Consider the following 23,050-nt stretch of genomic DNA (forward strand, 5'->3'; position numbering starts at 1 on the left):
GCCGCCGACACTCCACAGTGGACGATCCGGGGGCCGGTGTGTGCACCGGCGGTTTCCGCTGACGGGCACGGTGCCGCCGGTTAGGCTGGGCGCATGCGCTTCGGACTCTTCGTTCCCCAGGGGTGGCGGCTGGACCTGACCGGTATCGAGCCCGCCCGGCAGTGGCAGACCATGCTCGACATCGCCCGGTACGCCGAGAACGGGCCGTACGAGTCGGTGTGGGTGTACGACCACTTCCACACCGTCCCGGTGCCCACCGGGGAGGCCACGCACGAGGCGTGGACGCTGATGGCCGCGCTGGCCGCGAGCACCAGCCGCGTCCGGCTGGGCCAGATGTGCACCTGCATGGGCTACCGCAACCCGGCCTACCTGGCGAAGGTGGCGGCGACCACCGACGTGATCTCCGGTGGCCGCGTCGAGATGGGCATCGGTGCCGGCTGGTACGAGCACGAGTGGCGCGCCTACGGCTACGGCTTCGCGCCGGCCGGGCAGCGGCTCGGCATGCTCGACGAGGGCGTGCAGATCATGCGGCAGCTGTGGACCACGGGCACGGCGACCCTGGACGGCAAGCACTACCAGGTCGACGGTGCCCGGTGCTACCCGCTGCCGCTGCAGGAGGGCGGCATCCCGCTGTGGATCGCCGGCGGCGGGGAGAAGAAGACGCTGCGGATGGCCGCCCGGTACGCCCAGTACACCAACTTCGCCGGTGGTGCCGAGGACTTCAAGCACAAGTCCGAGGTGCTCGCCGCGCACTGCCGCGACCTCGGCACCGACTTCGACGCGATCGTCCGGTCGGCCAACTACAACGTGATCATCGGCGAGACCGAGAAGGACGTGGCCGACCGGCTGGCGTGGATCCGCGCGCACTACGAGCCGCACGTGCCGGCGGACGTGCTGGAGAACAGCGTCGCGTCGTTCCGCAACGGCCCGCTGGTCGGCACGCCCGAGCAGGTCGCCGAGCGGCTCACCGAGCTGCGCGGCCTCGGCATGACGTACGCGATCACCTACTTCGCCGACATCGCCTACGACCGCACGTCGGTGGAGCTGTTCACCAACCGCGTCATCCCCGAGCTGGCCTGACGGCGAACTCGTCGAGGGCGGCGCGCATCGCCGCCCGCATCGTGTCGCTGCCGGTGTGGCCGGCGTCCTCGATCACCCGCAGATCGGCGTCCGGCCACACCTTGGCCAGCTCCCACGCGGTCTCCACCGGGCCGGACAGGTCGAGCCGGCCGTGGATGAGCTTGCCGGGGATGCCCTTGAGCCGGTGGGCTTCCCGGATCAGCACGCCCTCCTCCAGCCAGGCTGCGTTCGAGAAGTAGTGCGCGCAGATGCGGGTCATCGCGAGCACATCGCGGGACGGCCGGTCGCTGTAGACGTTCGGCACCCCGTGGGGTTCCAGCGAGATCGCGGTGTCCTCCCAGGTGCTCCAGTCCCGCGCGGCCTTCCCTCGTACGGCGGGATCGGGGTCGGCCAGCAGCCGCGCGTACGCGGCGAGGACGTCGAAGGTGCCGCCCTCGACGTCACCGGCGCCGGCCTGGAACCGCTCCAGCTCGGCCGGGAAGAACCGGCCGACCCCGGAGTAGAGCCAGTCGAGTTCGCGGCGGGTGGTGGTGGTGACCCCGGCGATCACGATCTCGCTGACCCGTTCCGGGTGCCGCTGGGCGTAGGCGAGGAGCAAGGTGGAACCCCAGGAGCCACCGAACAGCAGCCACCGGTCGATGCCGAGGTGCTCGCGCAGCAGTTCCATGTCGGCGATGAGGTGCCCGGTGGTGTTGTGGGTCAGGTCGGTGGCCGGGTCGCTCGCGTGCGGTGTGCTGCGGCCGCAGTTGCGCTGGTCGAACAGGACGACGTGGTAGCGGTCCGGGTCGAAGTAGCCGCGCGTGCTGGTCCACGCGCCCGAGCCGGGACCGCCGTGCACGACCGCGGCGGGCTTGCCCTCCGGGTTGCCGCACGCGGCCCAGTGGATGCGGTTGCCGTCGCCGACGTCGAGCATGCCCTCGGCGTAGGGCTCGGCGGGCGGGTGGAGCTGGGTCATCGTCCCTCCAGGTGCAACAGTGCTGTTATATTAGCGCTGTGACAATTCTCCGGTCCGAGCTGCTCGGCACACGGCTGCGGCACCTGCTGGACCTGCTCGACGGCGACGTCGCCGCGGTCTACGCCGACCTCGGTCTGGCCTGGTTCCGGCCGCGATTCACCCCCGTGGTGCGGTTGCTGGCCGCCTCCGGACCGCAGCCCATCCGGGACCTCGCCGAGGCCATCGGGGTCACGCACTCGGCGGCGAGCCAGACGGTCGCGCAGATGGTCAAGGCGGACCTGGTGACGCTGAGCCCGGGCGCGGACGCGCGGCACCGGATCGTGCGGCTGACCCGCAAGGCCGAGGAGCTGCTGCCGGTGCTGGACGCGGAATGGGCGGCGACGACCGCGGCGGCGAAGGAGTTCGAGGCGGAGCTGGCCCACCCGCTGAGCAGGCTGGTCGACGAGGCGATCGAGGCGCTGCGGACGCGGCCGATGCGGCAGCGGATCGCGGACGCGGCGCCGGACCTGTTCGGCTGACGACGTTTCCGCGCGGTGGCCCGGGGTATCACCCCACCTCGCACCCGGTGACATCGCAGCGGAGGGCCGTCGTGCCGGAACCAGCGCAGCTCGCCGAGCGAACCACCGCGGTGCCGCTGCTGGGCGCGGCCCACCTCGCCGGGCTCCGGCGCCACCTGCGGGAGCTGCTCGACGGCGAACGTCCGGACGCGGCCGAACGCGCGCTGCTCGTCGTCGACACCCTCGCCGGCCTCGCCTGCCGGCACGCCCAGCCGCCGTTCGCCGTGCGCCTCCGGCACCGCCCCGGCGCCCGCCTGCGGGCCGACATCCGCGAGCTGCGCTGCCGCGCCCTGCCCGGCCACGCGTCGTTGCGGCTGCCACTGCACGTCCTGGACCGGCTCGCGCGCATGTGGTGCGTCGACCTGCACGGCCACCACGGTGTACTGACCGCCGAAGTGGACCTGAGCCGCTGATGTCGGTGGCCGCGCGTCGCCGGGCCACTGCCCGCGCGACGCCGTGACCGACTGCGAGTGGCCCACCGGACGCCGTCCGCGGCGGCGCGGGACTTCTGGGACCGGAACTATCCACTTCGGACCACCGAGAAGAACGCCGATATCTAGCCCTTCACGCAGACGACCTGCTTGAGGTGCGCGACCACCTCGACCAGGTCGGCCTGCGCCTTGATCACCGACTCGATGTCCTTGTAGGCGGCCGGGATCTCGTCGACCACGCCGTCGTCCTTGCGGCACTCGACGCCACTGGTCTGGGCCGCGAGGTCGGCCGCGGTGAACGTCTTGCGGGCCTTGGTCCGCGACATCCGCCGCCCGGCGCCGTGCGACGCCGAGTGGAACGACGTCTCGTTGCCCAGGCCCCGCACGACGTACGAGCCGGTGCCCATGCTGCCCGGGATGATGCCCAGGTCACCTGCCCCGGCGCGGATCGCGCCCTTGCGGGTCACCAGCACGTCCACGCCGTCGTAGGTCTCCTCGGCCACGTAGTTGTGGTGGCACGAGATCGGCTCGTCGAACCGAACCCCGGGCACCTCCGCGGCGAGCGCCCGCTGCACGAGCGCGACCATCGTCGCCCGGTTGCGGGCCGCGTACTCCTGCGCCCAGAACAGGTCCCGCCGGTAGGCCGCCATCTCCGGTGTCCCGGCGACGAACACCGCCAGATCGCGGTCCGGCAGGTCCGCGTTGTGCGGCAGCTTCCGCGCGATGTCGATGTGCCGCTTGGCCAGTTCGTTGCCGATGCCGCGCGACCCCGAGTGCAGCATCAGCCACACCCGGCCGGCGTCCGGGCCGCCCTGTTCCAGGCACACCTCGATGAAGTGGTTGCCCCCGCCGAGGCTGCCGATCTGGGCCCGCGCCCGGTCCCGCAGGTTCTGCACGCCCTCGTGCAGGTGCCCGAACGCCGACCAGAACTCGTTCCAGCCGCGCGTGCCGGGCACCCGGGCCGGGTCGACCGGCGTCTGGTGCAGCGCGAAGCCGACCGGCACGGCGTCCTCGATGCGCCGCCGCAGCCGGGCCAGGTCGTCGGGCAGGTCGCCCGCGGTCAGCGAGGTGCGCACCGCGCTCATGCCGCAGCCGATGTCCACACCGACGGCGGCGGGGGAAACCGCGTCGCGCATCGCGATGACGCTGCCGACCGTCGCGCCCTTGCCGTAGTGCACGTCCGGCATCACGGCCAGCCCGTGCACCCACGGCAGGTTGGCGACGTTGTGCAGCTGCCGCATCGCGGCGTCCTCGACGGACGCCGGGTCGGCCCACATGCGGATGGGTACCCGGGCGCCCTCGACTGCGGTGAACATCGGAAGATCCTTTCGCTGCGGTGGATCCCCAGGGTTACCCGGGAAACCGGCCGGAGCAACCGGATTTCAGTAGTCGTCGCGGCCGGTGAGCTGTTCCTCGAGCAGCTCGGCGGAGCTGGTGACCAGGGCGAGCGGGTCGACGAACTCGTTGAGGTCCAGGTTGGCCAGCGGCAGCGAGTGGCGGAGCACCAGGTACTCGCCCATCACGACCACCCCGCCGACGACCGTGGTGTGCCCCACCTCGGCGAGCACCGCGGCCACGTCGACCTCGTCCACGCGGGCGAACGGGGTCGCGATCTGGATCCACTCGTCCCGCCGGTCGAGCACCTCCCGCGCGATGACCACGATCTGGGTGCGTTCCTCCTCCTCCGGATCGGACTGGAAGCGGATGCGGATGCGCAGCTCGTCCGGCTCGTCCCGGACGACCTTGTACTGCTGCCGGATGAACGTCGCGAGATCGCGCCAGCTCGTCACCCCAGTGGTTCCCTTCTCGTGGCCGGACGGTCACGGGAAGTGAAGCACAGATGATCCACCAGCAGGTGGCCGAGCGCGGAACTCGCGTGCCGGGAGACCGGCTCAGGCGGTGACGGCTTCCCGGCCCCGGGCGCGGACCGTCGAGGTGGCCCAGATTCCCAGCGCGATCAGGGGCAGTGCGGCGCCGAACAGGCACGGGCCCGCCCAGGCGAAGCGGTCGTACAGCGTGCCGGCCAGCGCCGAGGCCACCGCCCCGCCGACGAAGATCGTCGTCATGAACACCGTGTTGATGCGGGCACGTGCGTCCGCCCGCAGGCCGTAGATCTCCCGCTGGCTCAGCACCTGGTGGCCCTGCACCGCGAGATCCAGCACGACCCCCGCGAGCGCCAGCACGATCAGCGAACCGGCGCCCAGCCAGGCGACCACCATCGCCACCGCGGCCAGCGCCGGCGCGATCCCGCTGCCGAGCCGGCCGTGGCCGCGGTCGCCCAGCCGCCCCGCCAGCGGTGCCGCCGCCGCGCCCGCCGCGCCGACCAGCGCGAACATCCCGACCTCGGTCTGCGTGAGCCCGTGCCGGCCGGTCAGCTCGAACGCCACGGACGTCCAGAACGCGGAGAACGCCCCGAACATCAGCGCCTGGCACACCGCGCGCCGCCGCAACGCGGGTTCCTCCCGCGCCAGCGTCAGGATCGACCCCATCAGCCGCCGGTAGCCCTCGTCGTGCGGAGGCCGGCGGTGCGGCAGGATCCGCCGCACGGCGACCGCGACCACCAGCATCAGCACCGCCGACACGACGTAGATCGTGCGCCACCCGAACGCCCCGGCGACCACGCTGGACAGGGTGCGCGCGAGCAGGATCCCCAGCAGCAGGCCGGTCATCACCGTGCCGACGAACCGGCCGCGCTGCTCCTCCGGTGCGAGGTGCGCGGCGAACGGGATGAGGATCTGCGCCACCACCGACGTCACCCCGATCAGCACCGAGGCCGCCAGGAACAACCCGAACACCGGCGCCACGGCCGCCACCACGAGCGCCAGCGCGGTGAACACCAGCGTGCGCGAGGCCAGCGCCCGGTTCTCCACCAGGTCGCCGAGCGGCATGAGCAGAGCGAGCCCGGCGGCGTAGCCGAGCTGGGTGAGCGTCACCACCAGCGCGGCGCTGCCCTGGCTCACGCCGAACGTGGACGCGATCCCCGCCAGCAGCGGCTGCGCGTAGTACAGGTTCGCCACGGTGGTGCCGCAGGAGAACGCGAGCACCACCATGATCAGCCGCAGGGTGCGGTGTTCCGGCATGACAGTGCCGACACGCGCCACGACCCCAAGATTCCCGGTGTGACCGCGCTCACCGCGTGAGGACGTCCTACGCGGACCGGATCCGCAGCCCGTCGAAGGCCACCGCCGCCACGGTCTCGGCGAGCTGATCGGCGCTCTGTCCACCGCGCGGCCGGTACCACTCGATCAGCGAGTTCACCATGCCGAACAGCAGCCGGGCCGCGGTCGGCGGGTCGATGTCCGGCCGCAGGTCGCCCTCGTCGACGGCCCGGGTGACCAGTTCGGACACGATGTGGTCGAACTCCCGGCGGCGGGCCAGGGCGTCCCGCTCCACCTTGGTGTTGCCGCGCACCCGCAGCAGCAGCGTCACGAACGGCAGCCGGTCCACCAGCACCCGCACGCTGCCGCGGACCAGGTACTCCAGCCGGTCGACCGCGCGACCGTCGACCGCCTCCAGTTCGGCCACGATCTCGAACAACCCGTCCAGCGCGCGGTTCACCGCCAGCCGCAGCAGTTCCTGCTTGCTCGGCACGTGGTGGTAGATGGCGGACTTGGTGATGCCGAGCTTGCGCGACAGGTCCTCCATGCTGGTGCCGTCGTAGCCGCGCTCGTTGAACAGCTTGACCGCGACCGCCAGCAGGGACTCCAGGTCGTAGCCCGGCCTGCCGCGCCGGGCTGGAGGTGCGGTCGTCATGGTCCTGAGTATCCCAAGCGCGTTCAGGCCGGTGGCCGCTGGTCGATCACGCGGCGCAGCTTGCCCATCGACCGTTCGAGGGTGTCCGGGTCGAGCACCTCGACGGCGACGCTGACCCCGACGCCGTCCTTGACGCGTGCCGCGACCTCCTCCGCCGCCGACACCCGGCGCCCGGCCGCGGTGTCCGGCCGCGCCTCCACCAGGACCGTGAGGTGGTCCATCCGGTCCTGCTTGGTCAGCTTGAGCTGGAAGTGCGGCGCCAGCCCGGCGGTGGCGAGCACGATCTCCTCGATCTGCGTGGGGAACACGTTGACACCGCGCAGGATGATCATGTCGTCGCTGCGGCCGGTGACCTTGTCCATGCGCCGGAACGACGGCCGCGCGGTGCCCGGGCGCAACGCGGTGAGGTCGCGGGTGCGGTAGCGGATCACCGGCATGGCCTGCTTGGTGAGCGAGGTGAACAACAGCTCGCCCGTCTCGCCCTCGTCCAGCACGTGCCCCTCGACCGGGTCGATCACCTCGGGGTAGAAGTGGTCCTCCCAGACGTGCAGGCCGTCCTTGGTCTCCACGCACTCCTGCGCCACGCCCGGACCCATCACTTCGGACAGACCGTAGATGTCCACCGCGTGCAGATCCATCCGCTGCTCGATCTCCCGGCGCATCTGCTCGGTCCACGGTTCCGCGCCGAAGATGCCCACCCGCAGTGACGACGACGCCGGATCGATGCCCTGCCGTTCGAACTCGTCCATCAGCGTGAGCATGTAGGACGGGGTCACCATGATGACCTCGGGCCGGAAGTCGGTGATGATCTGCACCTGGCGCGCGGTCATGCCGCCGGAGGCGGGGATCGCGGTGCAGCCCAGCTTCTCCACGCCGTAGTGCGCGCCGAGGCCGCCGGTGAACAGGCCGTAGCCGTAGGCGACGTGGACCTTCTGCCCCGGCCGCCCGCCGGCTGCGTGGATCGAGCGGGCCATCACGGTGGCCCAGGTGTCGATGTCGGCCTCGGTGTAGCCGACGACGGTCGGCTTGCCGGTGGTGCCGCTGGAGGCGTGGATGCGGCGCACCTGTTCCTGCGGTACCGCGAACATGCCGAACGGGTAGTTGTCGCGCAGGTCGTTCTTGGTGGTGCAGGGGAACTTCGCCAGGTCCGCCAGCTCCCGGCAGTCGTCCGGGTGCACTCCGGCCTCGTCGAACTTGCGCCGGTAGAACGGGACGTTCCGGTAGGCGTGCCGCAATGTCCACTGCAGACGCTCGAGCTGGACGGCCCGCAGCTCGTCGACGCTCATCCGTTCGGCGGGGGAGAGGTCGCCCGGTGCCGGTGGGCTGCCGAGGTGTTTCGCGGAGGGCACGTCGCTGTGCGTGGTGGTCATGGGGGCCGGCTCCTCAGTTCCTCACTTGGCCGATCGTGCGGCTGCGGCCGCGGAATTCGGCGATCACCTCGCGTCCCGCGTCGGTCTCGCGGTGCACGGTGACGTCGTAGATGCCGTTGCGCCCGTAGCGCGTGCGTTCCTCGGCCGTGGCGACCAGCCGGTCACCGAGCCGGGCGCTGGCGACGAACGAGATCTCCGCGCCGGCCGCGACGGTCGCCGGGCCGTGGCTGTTGCACGCGCAGGCGAACGTGGTGTCGGCCAGCAGGAAGAGGTAGCCGCCGTGGGCGATGGCGTGCCCGTTGACCATCTGTTCGGTCACGGTCATGCGCGCGACGGCCCGTCCGTCCTGCGCCTCGACGAGTTCGATGCCGAGCGCCCTGGACGCGACGTCGTCGGCGAACATCGCCTGTGCGGCGTGGGACACGGCGGCACCGCCTCCAGGTTACTGACCGAATGGACGGTTAATAATGTGCGTCCCGCCCGGACACTGTCAAGACCCGTGGAAGACGGGCTCCGACTTGGCCAGAAAGGCTTCCACGGCGCCGCGGTGGTCGGCGGTGAGCCCGAGCCGCGCCTGCGCCTCGCCTTCCCGTCGCAGCACGTCCGGCAGCGGTGCGCCCCAGGACTCGGCCAGTGCCCGCTTGGCCGCCGCGTAGGCGAGCGTGGGCCCGGCGGCCAGCCGGGCGGCGAGCTCGGCCGCGGCCGCGGCGAGTCCGGCGGCGGGCACCACGCGGCCGGCGATGCCCCACTCGGCGGCTTCCGCGGCGGTGAACGTCTCGCCGAGCAGGACCAGCTCGCTCGCGCGGGCCGCGCCGACCGCCCGCGCGAGCGTCGCGGACAGCCCGGAGTCACAGGTCAGGCCGAGCCTGGTGAACGCGGTGCCGAACTTCGCGGTGTCCGCGGCGATCCGCAGGTCGCAGGCCAGGGCGAGGCCGAGCCCGGCGCCGACACAGGTCCCGTTGACGGCGGCGACCACCGGCTTCGGCATGGTCGCCAGTGTGGTGACGATCGGGTTGTAGTGCTCGTCGATGGTGGTGAACGCGGTGGCCGGGTCGGCGCGCAGCGCGTCCGCGTGCTCGGCCAGGTCCTGGCCCACGCAGAACGCCCGGCCGGTGCCGGTCAGCACGACCGCGCGGATCTCGTCGCCGGTCGACACCCGCTCGAGCGCGTCCCGCAGCTCGGTTTTCAGGTCGGTGGTGAGCGCGGGCCGGAGCAGGGTCACGGTGGCCACCGCACCGTCACGGGAAACGGAAACAACGTCGCCGGTGCTTTCGTCAGCCATGTCGAGACGCTACCATGAATTCCTGAACGTTCGGTTGGTAAATCCGGGGAAGCGAGGAACGATGGCCCAGCAGTCGACGAGGATGCTGCGCAGCTACGTCAGCGGCGCCTGGCGGACCGGCGAGGGTGAGGGGGCACCCCTGCACGACGCGGTCACCGGCGCCGAGGTCGCCCGGATCTCCTCGGCCGGCATCGACATGGCCGCCGCGCTCGACCACGGCCGCCGGGTCGGCGGCCCGGCCCTGCGGGAGCTGACCTTCCACCAGCGGGCCGCGCTGCTCAAGGCCGTGGCCTCCCACCTGCGCGAGCACCGCGACGAGCTGTACGAGCTGTCCGCCAGAACGGGGGCGACGCTCGGTGATGCCAAGTTCGACGTCGACGGCGGCATCGGCGTGCTGTTCGCCTACTCCAGCAAGGGCAAGCGCGAGCTGCCCAACGACACGGTCTACGTCGACGGCGACGTCGAGCCGCTGAGCAAGGGCGGCACGTTCCTCGGCCGGCACATCGCCACCCCGCTGCGCGGTGTCGCGGTGCAGATCAACGCGTTCAACTTCCCGGTCTGGGGCCCGCTGGAGAAGTTCGCCCCGGCGTTCCTCGCCGGGGTGCCGAGCCTGGTCAAACCGGCGAGCCAGACCGCCTACCTGACCGAACGGATCGTCGAGCTGATCATCGAGTCCGGGCTCGTCCCGGAGGGCACGCTGCAGCTGGTCTCCGGCAGCGCCGGTGACCTGCTGGACCACCTCACCGAGCAGGACCTGGTGTCGTTCACCGGCTCCGCCTCCACCGCGCAGAAGCTGCGCACGCACCCGGTCATCGTGCGCCAGGCTGTTCGATTCAATGCCGAGGCCGACTCGCTGAACTGCTCGATCCTCGGCCCGGACGCCCGGCCCGGCACGGCCGAGTTCGACCTCTACGTCAAGCAGCTGGTCACCGAGATGACCGTCAAGGCAGGCCAGAAGTGCACCGCCATCCGGCGCGCGTTCGTGCCGGCGGACCTGCTCGACGACGTCGCCGAGGCCGCGCGCGAGCGGCTGGCGAAGGTCAAGATCGGCAACCCGGCCAACGCCGAGGTGCGGATGGGCGCGCTGGCCAGCCTGGAGCAGCGCGAGGAGGTGCGCCGCTCGCTGAAGGCCCTGCAGGACGCGTCGAGCGTCGTGTTCGGCGACCCGGAGCACGTCGAGGTGGTCGACGCCGACGCCGAGCGGGGCGCCTTCATCTCCCCGGTGCTGCTCTCCGGCGACCCGGAGCGCGCCGAGCCGCACGAGGTGGAGGCGTTCGGCCCGGTGTCCACGCTGATGCCCTACACCTCGGTGGAGCAGGTCGTCGGCTACGCGGCGCGTGGCCAGGGCAGCCTCGCCGGCTCGGTCGTCACCGCGGATCCGGAGTTCGCCCGTGACGTCGTGCTCGGCGTCGCGCCGTGGCACGGCCGGCTGCTCGTGCTCGACCGCGACGACGCGAAGGAGTCCACCGGCCACGGCTCGCCCATGCCCGGCCTCGTGCACGGCGGACCCGGCCGCGCCGGTGGCGGCGAGGAGATGGGCGGCATCCGCGGCGTGCTGCACCACATGCAGCGCACCGCCGTGCAGGGCGGCCCCAAGGTGCTCACCGCGGTCACCGGCCGCTGGGTGGCGGGCGCGCCGCGCAACACCGGAAACGTGCACCCGTTCCGCAAGTCGCTGGCGGAGCTGAGGATCGGCGATGCGGTGGTGGCCGGCCCGCGGACGGTGACGCAGGAGGACATCGACCACTTCGCCGAGTTCACCGGCGACACCTTCTACGCCCACACCGACCCGGCGGCCGCGGCGGCGAACCCGCTGTTCGGTGGCATCGTGGCGCACGGCTACCTGGTCGTGTCGTTCGCCGCCGGCTTGTTCGTCTCGCCCGAGCCCGGCCCGGTGCTGGCCAACTACGGCCTGGAGAACCTGCGGTTCCTCACCCCGGTCAAGCCCGGCGACGAGCTGACCGTGACGCTGACCGCCAAGCAGATCACGCCCCGCGAGAACGCCGACTACGGCGAGGTCCGCTGGGACGCCGACGTGACCAACTCCGCGGGTGACTCCGTCGCGAAGTACGACGTGCTCACCCTGGTGGCCAAGGAGAACAACCGACCATGACACTGTCCGCCACGCTCAGTGAGAAGGACCTCGAGCGGCACTTCGAGCACACCATCGACAAGGACCAGCGGATCGAGCCGCGGGACTGGGTGCCCGAGGGCTACCGCAAGACGATGATCCGGCAGATCGCGCAGCACGCGCACTCCGAGATCATCGGCATGCAGCCCGAGGGCAACTGGATCACGCGTGCGCCGTCGCTGCGGCGCAAGGCGATCCTGCTCGCCAAGGTCCAGGACGAGGCCGGGCACGGGCTCTACCTGTACTCGGCGGCGGAGACCCTGGGCGCGGACCGCGCCGACCTGACCGAGAAGCTGATCAGCGGACGGCAGAAGTACTCCTCGATCTTCAACTACCCGACCCTGTCGTTCGCCGACGTCGGCGCGATCGGCTGGCTCGTCGACGGCGCGGCGATCTGCAACCAGGTTCCGTTGTGCCGCAGCAGCTACGGCCCCTACGCGCGGGCGATGATCCGGATCTGCAAGGAGGAGTCGTTCCACCAGCGGCAGGGCTACGAGCTGCTGATGACGATGATGAAGGGCACCCGGGCGCAGCGCGACATGGTGCAGGACGCGGTCAACCGGTTCTGGTGGCCGTCGCTGATGATGTTCGGGCCGCCGGACGCCGAATCGGCCAACACCGCGCAGTCGATGGCGTGGAAGATCAAGCGGCACACCAACGACGAGCTGCGCCAGCGGTTCGTGGACATGACCGTGCCGCAGGCCGAGGCGCTCGGCGTCACACTGCCGGACCCGGAGCTGAAGTGGAACCCCGAGCGCGGGCACTACGACTTCGGCCCGGTCGACTGGGACGAGATGAAGCAGGTCGTGGCCGGCAACGGGCCGTGCAACGCCGAGCGCATCGCCCGGCGGCGGCAGGCGCACGAGGACGGCGCGTGGGTCCGCGAGGCGGCGGCCGCGCACGCGCGCAAGAGGGCGGAGGCGACGGCGTGAGCAAGAGCGAGTGGCCGCTGTACGAGGTGTTCGTGCGCGGCAAGCGTGGCCTCAACCACGTGCACGTCGGGTCGCTGCGCGCGGCCGACGACCAGATGGCCCTGCACAACGCCCGCGACCTGTACACGCGGCGCAACGAGGGCGTGAGCATCTGGGTGGTCAAGGCGGCCGACATCACCGCGTCCTCGCCGGACGAGAAGGACCCGTTCTTCGCGCCCTCCGGTGACAAGGTGTACCGGCATCCGACCTTCTACGACATCCCCGACAACGTTCCCCACATGTAAGGGATGCCCTGCTGTGTCTTTCGATAACGCGTACGAAGCGCTGATCGACGCGCACGACGACTCCCGGTGGGCGTTCGGCACCGGTTTCGAGGATCCGCTGGCCGGGGTGGACACCTCGGTTCCCTCCGGTGTGGACGGTGTGGAGCTGGCCCAGTACTGCCTGATGCTGGGTGACGACGCGCTGGTGTTCTCGCACCGGCTGCAACAGTGGTGCACCCGCGCGCCCGAGCTGGAGGACGAGGTCGCGATCGCCAACATCGGCCTGGACCTGCTCGGCCAGGCGCGGCTGCTGCTCGCCCGCGCCGGCAAGGCCGACGGCAGTGACCGTGGCGAGGACGACTACGCGTTCTCCCGCGCCGAGCACGAGTTCCGCAACGTGCGGCTCGCCGAGCTGGAACGCGGCGACTTCGGGCAGCTCGTCGCGGTCCTGCTGGTGTTCTCGACCTGGCGGCTGGCGCTGTTCGAGCGGCTGCGTGACTCGGCCGACCCGGTGCTTACCGCGATCGCGGACAAGGGTGTCAAGGAGCTGACCTACCACCGCGACTACGCCGCCCGGTGGGCCGTGCGGCTCGGCGACGGCACCGCGTTCTCCCGCGAGCGCATGCAGGCCGGGCTGGACGAGATCTGGCCGTTCGTGGACGAGCTGTTCGTGCCGCACGAGATCGAGTCGCGGCTGGCCGCCGCTGGGGTCGCGGCCGACCCGGCGACGGTGCGCGCCGAGGTCGACGAGGTGCTGACGCAGGTGTTCACCGCGGGCACCCTGAACCGGCCGCAGGTGAGCGGCAAGGCCGGGGTCGACGGGCAGACCGGCCGGGGTGGCCGGCACACCGAGGCCATGGGCTACCTGCTCGCCGAGCTGCAGAGCGTCGCCCGGGCGCACCCGGAGGCGACGTGGTGAGCGCCCGTGCCGTCGCGGAGACCGTCCGCGATCCCGAGCTGCCCATGCTGACGCTGGCCGACCTCGGCGTGCTGCGTGAGGTGTCCGAATCGGACGGTGCGGTGACGGTGGCGATCACGCCCACCTACACCGGCTGCCCGGCGATGGACACGATGCGCGACGACCTGGTGCACGCCCTGCGCGGCGCCGGGTACGAGCGGGTCGAGGTCCGCACCGTGCTGCAGCCGCCGTGGAGCAGCGACTGGATCAGCGCCGACGGCCGCCGCAAGCTCGCCGAGGCGGGGATCGCGCCGCCGGGCAGCGCGCCGCGGCGCCCGTCCGGCCCGATCCCGTTGACGCTGCACCCTCCGGTGCGCCGGGTGTCCTGCCCGCGCTGCGGCTCGGCGGACACCGAGCTGGTGTCGGAGTTCGGGGCCACCGCGTGCAAGTCACTGGTGCGGTGCCGGTCCTGCGACGAACCCTTCGAGCACGTGAAGGAGATCTGAGGTGACCGCCGGCATCAAGTCCAGGCTGCGGGGCGATTTCCACACCCTCACCGTGGCCGAGGTAACGCCCCTGTGCGACGACGCCGTCGCGGTCACCTTCGACGTGCCGCCGGAGCTGGCGGAGGCCTACGCGTTCCGCGCCGGTCAGTCGCTGACCCTGCGCCGCGTGATCGACGGGCGTGAGGAGCGCCGGTCGTACTCGATCTGCTCGCCGGAGGGCAGCAGGCCGCGGATCGGGGTGCGCGAGGTCCCGGACGGGCTGTTCTCCTCCTGGCTGGTGCACCAGCTGCGGCCGGGTGACGAGGTCGAGGTCGGCACGCCGACCGGCAACTTCACGCCCGATCCCGCGACGCCCGAGCACCACGTGCTGATCGCCGCCGGGTCCGGCATCACCCCGGTGCTCTCGATCGCGGCGACCGTGCTGCGCCACCCGGAGGCGACGGTCACCGTGTTGTACGGCAACCGCCGCACCGACACGGTGATGTTCGCCGACGAGCTGGCCGACCTCAAGGACCGCTACCCGGACCGGCTCGAGCTGGTGCACGTGCTCTCCCGCGAGCCGCGCGAGGCGGAGCTGTTCACCGGCCGGCTCGACGGTGCGAAGCTCACCGCGCTGCTGGCGTTGATCCCGGACGTCTCCGCGGTCGGGCACTGGTGGCTGTGCGGTCCGTTCGGGATGGTCACCGTCGCCCGCGAACGGCTGCGGGACGCCGGCGTACCGGCCGGGCGGATCCACCAGGAACTGTTCTATGTGGACGACGTGCCGCCGGAACCCGTGCGGCACGAGGAGAAGGCTCTCGACGGGGTGGTCACCCAGGCGACGATCATCCTCGACGGACGGTCCACCACGGTCGCCGTGCCGCGGGACGTGCCGGTGCTCGACAGCGCGCAGAAGGCCCGGCCGGACCTGCCGTTCGCCTGCAAGGGCGGCGTGTGCGGCACCTGCCGCGCGAAGGTGACCGCCGGCAAGGTGGACATGCGCCGCAACTTCGCGCTCGAGGACAGCGAGGTCGACGCCGGGTTCGTGCTGACCTGTCAGTCGCTGCCGGTCTCGGACCAGCTCACGGTCGACTTCGACGTGTGATCGGCATCGCTTTCGCCGCGGCGGCCAGGGAACCCACCGCGGCGAACGCGAGCACGACCCCCAGCACGCCGGACAACCACACCGACATCGCGACCGCCAGGTAGAGCTGGACGGCCGCGGTCGCCGCGAACACCACGGTCAGCACGAGCCAGACCGGACGGTCGGTGACCGGTGTCTTGTACTGGCCGAACCCCACTGCGAAACCCTCCCGTACACTTCGGATACTGCTGGTATCGTCGTCGGCCCGTGTGGAGTTACCGCCGCGCAGCGGCCGTGACCTTCTCAACATTTGCCAGTTGGCACCCGCAACCGCAAACCCACCGCCGCAAGCGGCAAACACACCGCGTCGGCGTGTTTGCCCGTCCGCGCGCCGTGTTCGCCGTTCCGGGCGGCGTGTTTGCTGGCGCGGGCGGCGGGTTGGCGGTTCCCGGACGTGACGGTGTTCACCGGCGCGTGCCCGTCGTGCAGAATCACGCCGTGACCGTCACCGCCAAGGCCGCGCCAGGCGCCCGGAAAGCCGTGCTGAGCTGGGCGCTGTGGGACTGGGGAGCATCCGCGTTCAGCGCGGTGATCCTCACCTTCGTCTTCACCGTCTACCTCACCAAGGGTGTCGCCGCCGACACGGAGAGCGGGTCGCAGGCGCTGGGCGTGGCGACCACGATCGCCGGTGTCGTGGTCGCCGTGCTCGCCCCGGTCACCGGGCAGCGCGGCGATGCCGGCGGCCGGCGCAAGTTGTGGCTCGGCCTGCACAGCGCCATCGCGATCGCGTGCACCGCGGGGCTGTTCTTCATCCGCGACGAGCCGTCCTACCTGCTGGCCGGGCTGGTCCTGCTCGGTGTCGGCAGCGTGTTCTTCGAGTTCGCCGAGGTCAGCTACAACGCGATGCTGGTGCAGGTGGCCACGCCGAAGACGATGGGCCGGGTGTCCGGGTTCGGCTGGGGCATGGGCTACTTCGGCAGCGTCATCGCGCTGGCGATCGTGCTTTTCGCGTTCGTGCAGCCCGACGTCGGACTGTTCGGCGTGACGTCCGCCGGTGGCTTGAACATCCGCGTGGTGGCGCTGTTCGTGGCGGTGTGGTTCGCGGTGTTCGCGCTGCCGGTGCTGCTGTTCGTGCCGGAGAACCCGCCCGCCGCCCAGCGGGACCGGGGCAGCTTCTTCTCCGGCTACGCCGTGCTCGGCAAGCGGCTCGCGACGCTGTGGCGGACCGACCGGCGGACGCTGGGGTTCCTCGCGGCGAGCGCGGTCTACCGCGACGGGCTGGCCGCGATCTTCACCTTCGGCGGGGTCGTCGCGGCCGGCACGTTCGGGTTCAGCCAGACCGAGGTGGTGCTGTTCGCGATCGCGGCGAACGTGACCGCGGGCATCGGCGCGGTGAGCGGGGGCCGGCTCGACGACCGGGTCGGGCCGAAGGCGGTGATCGTGACGTCGCTGGCCGCACTGGTGGTCATCGGGCTCGCCCTCATCGCGCTGCCCGGCAAGGCGACCTTCTGGGTGTGCGGGCTGTGCCTGTCGGTCTTCCTCGGACCGGCGCAGGCGGCGAGCCGCACCTTCCTCGCGCGGATCGTCGAGCCGGAGCGCGAAGGCGAGGCGTTCGGCCTGTACGCGACGACCGGTCGCGCGGTCAGCTTCCTCGGGCCGCTGGCGTTCTCCGGGTTCATCGCCCTCTTCGGCAGCCAGCGCGCCGGCATGGCCGGGATCGTGCTGATCCTCGCCGCCGGGCTGGTCGCGATCCTGCCGGTGCGGGCGCCGGCCGGGCATGATGGATGACCATGGAGTCCACGCGCGTGGACCGCTGGCTGTGGGCGGTCCGCCTGACCAAGACCCGATCGGATGCCGCGGCTGCCTGCCGCGGCGGGCACGTGCGCGTCAACGACCGGCCCGCGAAGCCCGCGACGGGCGTGCACCCGGGCGACACCGTCCGGGCGCGCGTGCACGACCGGACCCGGATCGTGGAGGTCGTCCGGGTGATCGAAAAGCGGGTCGGCGCCCCGGACGCGGCGACCTGCTACATCGACCGCACCCCCGCGCCGCCGCCGGAGGCGGCGATGCCGGTGGCCCGCCGCGACCGGGGAGCGGGGCGCCCCACCAAGCGGGATCGCCGCGTGCTGGACCGGTTGCGCGGTCAGGGCTGGTAGCCGTCCCGACGGGGGCGAGCTCAGCCGTGGTCGGCTCGCCACTCGGCGACGATGTGCTCCACGTCGAACGGCGCCAGGTTCAGCGGCGGGCCGGACGGCGGCCGACGGATCGCCGCGACGATCCGCTCGTTGATGTCGGCGAGGATCCGCCGCACCTCGGCCTCGGAACCGGCCGCGGCGGCGGCCGCGCGGGCCTGCGCCGCGTCCTTGCGCAGGGCCAGCGACGGCGGCAGGTAGGTCACGTTCTCGCGCGCCAGCTTCTCGCGCAGCCACGCGTTCTCGTCGTGCGGTTTCCGCAGCCACGCCAGTGGTTTCCCCGCGCCGGGCAGGTTCTCGAACTCGCCGCGCTCGGCCGCCTCGCGGATCTGCTTCTCCACCCACGTCTCGAAGCTGACGTCCGGGGGTTTGCGCTCGGTCACGACTGCCTCCTCCCGTCTGTGATACCGGTCTACCACCGGGCACCGCCCGCACTCCCTGTATTACCGTGCGGTAATGCACGCCGTGAGTGAGACAAGCGGTGGCCGAGCCCACCCTCGCCGACCTGCTCGATCTCGAGGAGATCGACCGCGACCTCTACCGTGCCACGCGCGTCTTCGACGATCCGCTGCCGCTCTACGGCGGCCAGGTGGCCGCCCAGGCCCTCGCCGCGGCCGGCCGCACCGTGGAGCCGGAGCGGCTGCCGCACTCGCTGCACGGGTACTTCCTGCGTCCGGGCGATGCGACCCGGCCGACGATCTTCCACGTCGACCGCGACCGCGACGGCGGCTCCTATTCCGCCCGCCGGGTCGTCGCCGTGCAGAACGGCGAGGTCATCTTCAACATGTCGGCGTCCTTCCACCGCCCCGAGGACGGTGTGGACCGCGAGGCGCACCCGGAACGCCCCGAGGGCGACCCGGAGCAGCTGACCAGCGGCGGCATGCCGCGGCTGTTCTCGATGCGCGGCGCCCTCCCGCCGCAGCCGTACCCGGACGGCCAGTGGCCGACCCGGTTCTGGGCGCGGTGCGAGCTCGACCTGCCCGACGACCCGCTGCTGCACGCCTGCGTCCTGACCTACCTGTCGGACATCTCCTCGGGCGTGGCCGCGTTCGGGGACGAGACGGCGTCCGCGTCGTCCAGCCTGGACCACGCCGTGTGGTTCCACCGTCCGGGGCGCCTGGACGAATGGGTGCACATGGACCTGGTGCCGCAGAGCGTCGCGGGCGGCCGGGGCTGGTACACCGGCACCGTGCGCACCCGCGACGGGGTGCTGCTCGCGAGCCTCGCCCAGGAGTGCCTGTTCCGGAACCGCAGGCGGTGACGTCCGCCCGGTGAAGGTCGATTTCGCGGTGCCGTTCGAGAGCCCGGCCGACACCCGGGAGCTGATGCGGCGCGCGGAGCGCGACGGCTTCGACGGGGTGTGGACGACCGAGGTCAAGCGCGACCCGTTCGTCCCGCTCGCCCTCGGTGCCACGGCGACGTCGCGGATCGAGCTCGGCACGGCGATCGCGGTGGCCTTCGCCCGCAGCCCGATGACGGTCGCGGCGACGGCGAACGACCTGCAGGAACTGTCCGGTGGCCGGCTGCTGCTCGGCCTGGGCACGCAGATCAAGGCGCACGTCACGCACCGGTTCTCGATGCCGTGGTCACGCCCGGCCGCCCGCATGCGCGAGTTCGTGCTGGCGTTGCGCGCGATCTGGGACGCCTGGCAGCACGGCACCCGGCTGAACTTCCGCGGCGAGTTCTACACGCACACGGTGATGACACCGATGTTCACGCCGGCGCCGCACCCGTTCGGGCCGCCGAAGGTGCTGCTGGCCGGGGTGGGCGCGGGTATGACGCGGGTGGCCGGGGAGGTGGCGGACGGCTTCCTGTGCCACGGCTTCACGACGGAGCGTTACCTGCGTTCGGTGACCGTGCCGGCGTTGCGGTCCGGGCGCGGGTCGCTGGACGGGTTCGAGCTGGTGGGCTCGCCGATGGTGGTGACGGGCCGCTCCGCGGCGGACATCGCGGACGCGGTGGCCGCGGCGCGCCGGCAGATCGCGTTCTACGGCTCGACACCGGCGTACCGGGGTGTGCTGGAGTTGCACGACCGGGCGAGCCTGGGGGAGGAGCTGCACGCGCTCTCCCGGCGGGGCGAGTGGGACCGGATGGCCGCCCTCGTCGACGACGAGCTGCTGCACGCCATCGCGGTGGTGGGACCGCCGGCCCGGGCGGCGGAAGAACTGCGCCGCCGCTACGCGGACGTCTTCACCCGCGCGACCCTGTACACGCCCTACCCAGCCGATCCCGCGCTGGTGGCGGAGGTGGCGGCGGCGGTGCGCGGATAGCTGCCGCGGCGCCGCCTGCGGGGTGACGGGAGTCGCTTCAGGAGGGCGAGAAGTGGTCGTCGTCCTCCTGGTGGGGCGGGTGCTCGGTGGGGGCGCCCTCGCTCTCGGCCTGCTCGTAGGGCCTGGTGAGGTTCACCTTGCGGGCGGCTTCCTTCGCCTCGGCGAGCGCCTTCCTCGATTCGGCCAGCTCATCGTGCTCGTGGTCCGGCACGGTCGCCTCCCTTCGCTGCGGTCCGGCCCTCGGCTACCACTTCCGCCCGCCGGCAAACCCGCGGTGTCCGGTGTGGCCGATCCGGATGCGCCGCGCACCGGACGGGGTTCAACCGCGCGGGGCGTACATGATGACCGCGACACCCGCGAGGCAGACGAGCGCGCCGATCACGTCGAAGCGGTCCGGCCGGTACCCGTCGGCGACCACGCCCCAGACCAGCGACCCGGCGACGAACACACCCCCGTAGGCGGCGAGGATGCGGCCGAAGTTCGCGTCCGGTTGCAGGGTGGCGACGAAGCCGTACAACCCGAGCGCGACGACTCCGGCTCCGATCCACAGCCAGCCCCGGTGCTCCCGGACTCCTTGCCAGACCAGCCAGGCGCCGCCGATCTCGGCGAGCGCCGCCAGCACGAACAACGCGATCGAGCGCAGAACCAGCACGCCCGACCCTAACCGTGGCGATCGACGGAACGGCCACCCGGCCGGATGCCGCGACCACGCTGCCGGCACGGTGCGTTCGCCCGCCCCCGCCGGCGTGGCCGGGCTACGGGCGGGGGATGTTGCGCAGGTTGCTGCGGGCCAGCTCGACCATCTTGCCCACGCCTCCGTTCAGCACCGTCTTGCTCGCGGCCAGGGCGAAGCCCCGCAGCATCTCGCTCGTGATCTTCGGTGGGATCGACATCGCGTTCGGGTCGGTGGTCAGCTCGACCAGCGCGGGGCCCGGGTGCTCGAACGCCTTGCTCAGGGCCGAGCGCACCTCACCCGGGTGGTCGACCCGGGTCGACCAGATGCCGCACGCGGCGGCGATCGCGCTGAAATCGACCGGCGTGTGGTCGGTGCCGAAGGAGGGCAGGCCGTCCACGAGCATCTCCAGCTTCACCATGCCCAGCGACGCGTTGTTGAACAGCACCACCTTCACCGGCACGTCGTACAACGACAGCGTCAGCAGGTCGCCCATCAGCATCGCCAGCCCGCCGTCGCCGGAGATGGACACCACCTGCCGGCCCGGGGAGGACAGCGCGGCGCCGATCGCGTGCGGCAGGGCGTTGGCCATGCTGCCGTGCCGGAACGACCCGATCACCCGGCGCCGGCCGTTCGGCGTCAGGTACCGTGCCGCCCACACGTTGCCCATTCCGGTGTCCACTGTGAACACCGCGTCGTCGGCCGCGACCTCGTCCAGGACCGCCGCCGCGTACTCCGGGTGGATCGGGGTGCGGTGCTCGATGTCGCGCGTGTAGGCGTCGACCACCTTCTCCAGGCTCCGCGCGTGCTCGCGCAGCATGCGGTCCAGATAGGACCGGTCGGTGCGCTGCCGCAGCCGGGGGAGCACCGCGGCCAGCGTCTCCTTCACCGACCCGTGCACCGCCAGGTCCAGCGGCGTCCGGCGGCCCAGGTGCGCCGGGTTGGTGTCGATCTGCACGGTGTGCGCCTGGGGCAGGAACCCGTCGTAGGGGAAGTCCGTGCCCAGCAGCACCACCCGGTCCGCCTCGTGCATCGCCTCGTAGCACGCGCCGTACCCGAGCAGCCCGCTCATGCCGACGTCATAGGGGTTGTCGAACTGGATCCACTCCTTGCCGCCCAGCGAGTGACCCACCGGTGCGAGCAGGCGGCCGGCCAGCGCCATCACCTCGTCGTGCGCATCCCGGCACCCGGCCCCGGCGAACAGCATCACCTTCCCGCTGCTGTCGAGGGCCTCGGCCAGCTCGTCGATCACCGCGTCGCGGGGCACCACCGGCGACGGTTCCACCAGGTGCACCGTCTCGTCCGCCGTGCCGAGGGCCCGCCGCTCCGCCACGTCGCCCGGGATGCTCAGCACCGAGACCCCGCCCTTGCCGACGGCCGTCTGCATCGCGATCCGCAGCAGCCGCGGCATCTGCTCGGCCTGCGACACCAGCTCGCTGAAGTGGCTGCACTCGGCGAACAACTGCTCCGGATGCGTCTCCTGGAAGAACCCGGTGCCGATCTGCCCGGACGGGATGTGGGAGGCGATCGCGAGCACCGGCGCGCCGCTGCGGTGCGCGTCGTAGAGGCCGTTGATCAGGTGCAGGTTCCCGGGGCCGCAACTGCCCGCGCACACGGTGAGCCGCCCGGTGATCTGCGCCTCCGCGGCCGCGGCGAACGCCGCCGTCTCTTCGTGCCGCACGTGCACCCAGTCGATTCCCGGGGTGCGCCGCACCGCGTCGACGATCGGGTTCAGACTGTCCCCGACGATCCCGTAGATGCGGCGAACCCCGCACTCCCGCAGGATCCGCACCATCTGCTCGGCCACTGTCGCCATCGCCCCACCTTTCCGTGTCTGGGACCCAGGGTCCCCTCGCCGGAGCGCGGCCGTCCAGCCGACTTCACTCGTTGTGGGCAGAATCGAACAATGCGATCGCCCACATCCGGGTGAGCGAGGCGGAATTCAGGCGCGGGCACACGGTTCGAGGCGGCCACGGACCTCGTCGAAGTGGTGGCGCACCGCGTCCCCGATGGCGTCCGGATCGCCCGCGGCGATGGCGTCCACCACCAGCTGGTGCTTGGCGACCAGGGCGTCCGACGGCGTGCGCGGCGCGCCGATGAGCACCTCCGTCTGCCGGTAGACGCTCCAGAACAGGCGGATCAGCTCGGCGGCCAGCTCGTTGCCCGCCGCGGTGCAGATCAGCTCGTGGAACTCGCCGTCCGCGGCCGCCGAGGTGGCCGGATCGGCCATCCGCCGCACCCGCTCGGCGAGCTGGTCGAGCAGTGCCTCGTCCCGCTGCCGGGCGAGCTTGCGGGTCAGTTCGGTCTCCAGGATCTGCCGGACCTCCAGCAGGTCGCGCAGCCCCCGCAGGTCGTCGCGCGAGCGTGCGCGGGTGCGGAACAGCAGGGACGGGCTGAGGGCCGTCATGCTGGCGGCACCGACGAAGGTGCCGTAGCCGTGCCGGATCTCCACGATGCCCAGGGCCTGCAACGTGCGCAGCGCCTCCCGGACCGAGTTGCGCGCCGCGCCGAACTCCGCCATCAGCCTCGGCTCCGGCGGCAGGGGATCGCCCGGACCGAGCTGCCGCCGGTCGATGAGCTCGACGATCGAGTCGGCCAGTTCCTGGCTGCGCAGTGTCCGCACTCTTGCCACCATCCGAGGTCGTCGGCTACCGTCCCGGGCATCATACGACGTCCAACGTCCCACAACCAGTC

The 23,050-nt window shown here is 71.8% G+C and carries 27 protein-coding genes; 13 read left to right on the top strand and 14 right to left on the bottom strand.

Annotated features, from left to right (window positions below; translation table 11 throughout):
- The first annotated feature begins 93 nt into the window (after positions 1–93).
- A complete protein-coding gene (locus FHX45_RS23310) occupies positions 94–1,080 on the top strand; it encodes an LLM class F420-dependent oxidoreductase (RefSeq protein WP_167105871.1) in 987 nt (328 codons plus the stop codon).
- Here FHX45_RS23310 and pip read toward each other — a convergent pair.
- Entirely contained in the window at positions 1,061–2,035 is a 975-nt protein-coding gene (gene pip, locus FHX45_RS23315; protein WP_167105875.1) for a prolyl aminopeptidase, read from the bottom strand. The two genes, FHX45_RS23310 and pip, sit on opposite strands and share 20 nt — an antisense overlap.
- Positions 2,036–2,073: 38 nt before the next feature.
- Between pip and FHX45_RS23320 the strand changes: the two genes are divergently transcribed.
- Complete coding sequence (locus FHX45_RS23320; RefSeq protein WP_167105878.1) at positions 2,074–2,553, top strand: MarR family transcriptional regulator; 480 nt, start codon at positions 2,074–2,076, stop codon at positions 2,551–2,553.
- Positions 2,554–2,624: 71 nt separating this feature from the next.
- Entirely contained in the window at positions 2,625–3,005 is a 381-nt protein-coding gene (locus FHX45_RS23325) for a hypothetical protein (RefSeq protein WP_167105881.1), read from the top strand.
- Positions 3,006–3,148: 143 nt separating this feature from the next.
- On the opposite strand, the gene FHX45_RS23330 is transcribed toward FHX45_RS23325, so the two are convergent.
- From FHX45_RS23330 to FHX45_RS23360, 7 genes are all read right to left on the bottom strand, one after another.
- Complete coding sequence (locus FHX45_RS23330) at positions 3,149–4,339, bottom strand: RtcB family protein (RefSeq protein WP_167105884.1); 1,191 nt, start codon at positions 4,337–4,339, stop codon at positions 3,149–3,151.
- 66 nt (positions 4,340–4,405) lie between these two features.
- A complete protein-coding gene (locus tag FHX45_RS23335; RefSeq protein ID WP_167105887.1) occupies positions 4,406–4,813 on the bottom strand; it encodes a hypothetical protein in 408 nt (135 codons plus the stop codon).
- A gap of 102 nt (positions 4,814–4,915) precedes the next feature.
- Positions 4,916–6,124, bottom strand: coding sequence for an MFS transporter (locus FHX45_RS23340; RefSeq protein WP_341771583.1), 1,209 nt, complete (start codon positions 6,122–6,124; stop codon positions 4,916–4,918).
- Positions 6,125–6,170: 46 nt separating this feature from the next.
- Entirely contained in the window at positions 6,171–6,776 is a 606-nt protein-coding gene (locus tag FHX45_RS23345) for a TetR/AcrR family transcriptional regulator (RefSeq protein ID WP_167105890.1), read from the bottom strand.
- Positions 6,777–6,799: 23 nt separating this feature from the next.
- On the bottom strand, positions 6,800–8,146 hold the full coding sequence (gene paaK, locus FHX45_RS23350) for a phenylacetate--CoA ligase PaaK (protein ID WP_167105893.1): 1,347 nt from the start codon (positions 8,144–8,146) through the stop codon (positions 6,800–6,802).
- A gap of 13 nt (positions 8,147–8,159) precedes the next feature.
- Entirely contained in the window at positions 8,160–8,549 is a 390-nt protein-coding gene (gene paaI / locus FHX45_RS23355; protein ID WP_167109368.1) for a hydroxyphenylacetyl-CoA thioesterase PaaI, read from the bottom strand.
- A gap of 87 nt (positions 8,550–8,636) precedes the next feature.
- Positions 8,637–9,428 carry an enoyl-CoA hydratase/isomerase family protein gene (locus FHX45_RS23360; RefSeq protein WP_167105896.1) on the bottom strand — a complete coding sequence of 264 codons (792 nt, stop codon included), beginning with the start codon at positions 9,426–9,428 and terminating at the stop codon, positions 8,637–8,639.
- 61 nt (positions 9,429–9,489) lie between these two features.
- Between FHX45_RS23360 and paaZ the strand changes: the two genes are divergently transcribed.
- Genes paaZ through paaE form a run of 6 tightly spaced genes read left to right on the top strand, consistent with a single transcriptional unit; the run spans position 9,490 to position 15,242 of the window.
- Positions 9,490–11,541, top strand: coding sequence for a phenylacetic acid degradation bifunctional protein PaaZ (gene paaZ, locus FHX45_RS23365; protein ID WP_243869199.1), 2,052 nt, complete (start codon positions 9,490–9,492; stop codon positions 11,539–11,541).
- On the top strand, positions 11,538–12,491 hold the full coding sequence (gene paaA / locus FHX45_RS23370) for a 1,2-phenylacetyl-CoA epoxidase subunit PaaA (protein WP_167105899.1): 954 nt from the start codon (positions 11,538–11,540) through the stop codon (positions 12,489–12,491). The genes paaZ and paaA overlap by 4 nt, the downstream gene beginning before the upstream one ends.
- Positions 12,488–12,775 carry a 1,2-phenylacetyl-CoA epoxidase subunit PaaB gene (gene paaB / locus FHX45_RS23375; RefSeq protein WP_017984160.1) on the top strand — a complete coding sequence of 96 codons (288 nt, stop codon included), beginning with the start codon at positions 12,488–12,490 and terminating at the stop codon, positions 12,773–12,775. The genes paaA and paaB overlap by 4 nt, the downstream gene beginning before the upstream one ends.
- A gap of 13 nt (positions 12,776–12,788) precedes the next feature.
- Positions 12,789–13,673, top strand: a complete 885-nt coding sequence (paaC, locus tag FHX45_RS23380; RefSeq protein WP_167105902.1) for a 1,2-phenylacetyl-CoA epoxidase subunit PaaC — start codon at positions 12,789–12,791, stop codon at positions 13,671–13,673.
- Positions 13,667–14,158, top strand: coding sequence for a 1,2-phenylacetyl-CoA epoxidase subunit PaaD (gene paaD, locus FHX45_RS23385; protein ID WP_167105905.1), 492 nt, complete (start codon positions 13,667–13,669; stop codon positions 14,156–14,158). The genes paaC and paaD overlap by 7 nt, the downstream gene beginning before the upstream one ends.
- A 1-nt stretch (position 14,159) precedes the next feature.
- The gene (gene paaE / locus FHX45_RS23390) at positions 14,160–15,242 is read left to right on the top strand and encodes a 1,2-phenylacetyl-CoA epoxidase subunit PaaE (RefSeq protein WP_167105909.1); all 1,083 of its coding nucleotides are present in this window, start codon (positions 14,160–14,162) and stop codon (positions 15,240–15,242) included.
- Here the strand turns inward: paaE and FHX45_RS23395 are convergent.
- Positions 15,220–15,438 (bottom strand): hypothetical protein, encoded by a 219-nt coding sequence (locus FHX45_RS23395; protein ID WP_167105912.1) that lies wholly within the window; start codon positions 15,436–15,438, stop codon positions 15,220–15,222. The genes paaE and FHX45_RS23395 overlap by 23 nt on opposite strands.
- A 281-nt stretch (positions 15,439–15,719) precedes the next feature.
- Here FHX45_RS23395 and FHX45_RS23400 point away from each other — a divergent pair, with 281 nt between their 5' ends.
- Positions 15,720–17,009 carry an MFS transporter gene (locus FHX45_RS23400; RefSeq protein ID WP_167105915.1) on the top strand — a complete coding sequence of 430 codons (1,290 nt, stop codon included), beginning with the start codon at positions 15,720–15,722 and terminating at the stop codon, positions 17,007–17,009.
- A gap of 2 nt (positions 17,010–17,011) precedes the next feature.
- Positions 17,012–17,377, top strand: a complete 366-nt coding sequence (locus FHX45_RS23405) for an RNA-binding S4 domain-containing protein (RefSeq protein ID WP_167105918.1) — start codon at positions 17,012–17,014, stop codon at positions 17,375–17,377.
- Positions 17,378–17,397: 20 nt separating this feature from the next.
- On the opposite strand, the gene FHX45_RS23410 is transcribed toward FHX45_RS23405, so the two are convergent.
- On the bottom strand, positions 17,398–17,796 hold the full coding sequence (locus FHX45_RS23410; RefSeq protein WP_167105921.1) for a DnaJ family domain-containing protein: 399 nt from the start codon (positions 17,794–17,796) through the stop codon (positions 17,398–17,400).
- 98 nt (positions 17,797–17,894) lie between these two features.
- Here FHX45_RS23410 and FHX45_RS23415 point away from each other — a divergent pair, with 98 nt between their 5' ends.
- Positions 17,895–18,674, top strand: coding sequence for an acyl-CoA thioesterase (locus tag FHX45_RS23415; RefSeq protein WP_341771584.1), 780 nt, complete (start codon positions 17,895–17,897; stop codon positions 18,672–18,674).
- Positions 18,675–18,684: 10 nt separating this feature from the next.
- Positions 18,685–19,683, top strand: coding sequence for a TIGR03617 family F420-dependent LLM class oxidoreductase (locus tag FHX45_RS23420; protein ID WP_167105927.1), 999 nt, complete (start codon positions 18,685–18,687; stop codon positions 19,681–19,683).
- A 37-nt stretch (positions 19,684–19,720) separates the two neighbouring features.
- Here FHX45_RS23420 and FHX45_RS23425 read toward each other — a convergent pair whose 3' ends face one another.
- The 4 genes from FHX45_RS23425 to FHX45_RS23440 all read right to left on the bottom strand — a co-directional run bounded on the left by FHX45_RS23425 (position 19,721) and on the right by FHX45_RS23440 (position 22,979).
- Positions 19,721–19,894 (bottom strand): hypothetical protein, encoded by a 174-nt coding sequence (locus FHX45_RS23425; RefSeq protein WP_167105930.1) that lies wholly within the window; start codon positions 19,892–19,894, stop codon positions 19,721–19,723.
- A gap of 108 nt (positions 19,895–20,002) precedes the next feature.
- Positions 20,003–20,335 (bottom strand): YnfA family protein, encoded by a 333-nt coding sequence (locus tag FHX45_RS23430; RefSeq protein ID WP_167105933.1) that lies wholly within the window; start codon positions 20,333–20,335, stop codon positions 20,003–20,005.
- Positions 20,336–20,438: 103 nt separating this feature from the next.
- Complete coding sequence (locus FHX45_RS23435; RefSeq protein ID WP_167105936.1) at positions 20,439–22,172, bottom strand: pyruvate dehydrogenase; 1,734 nt, start codon at positions 22,170–22,172, stop codon at positions 20,439–20,441.
- Positions 22,173–22,298: 126 nt separating this feature from the next.
- Entirely contained in the window at positions 22,299–22,979 is a 681-nt protein-coding gene (locus FHX45_RS23440; RefSeq protein WP_167105939.1) for an FCD domain-containing protein, read from the bottom strand.
- Positions 22,980–23,050 lie beyond the last annotated feature (71 nt).

It is taken from the genome of Amycolatopsis granulosa, from assembly GCF_011758745.1.
GTDB lineage: Bacteria > Actinomycetota > Actinomycetes > Mycobacteriales > Pseudonocardiaceae > Amycolatopsis_E > Amycolatopsis_E granulosa.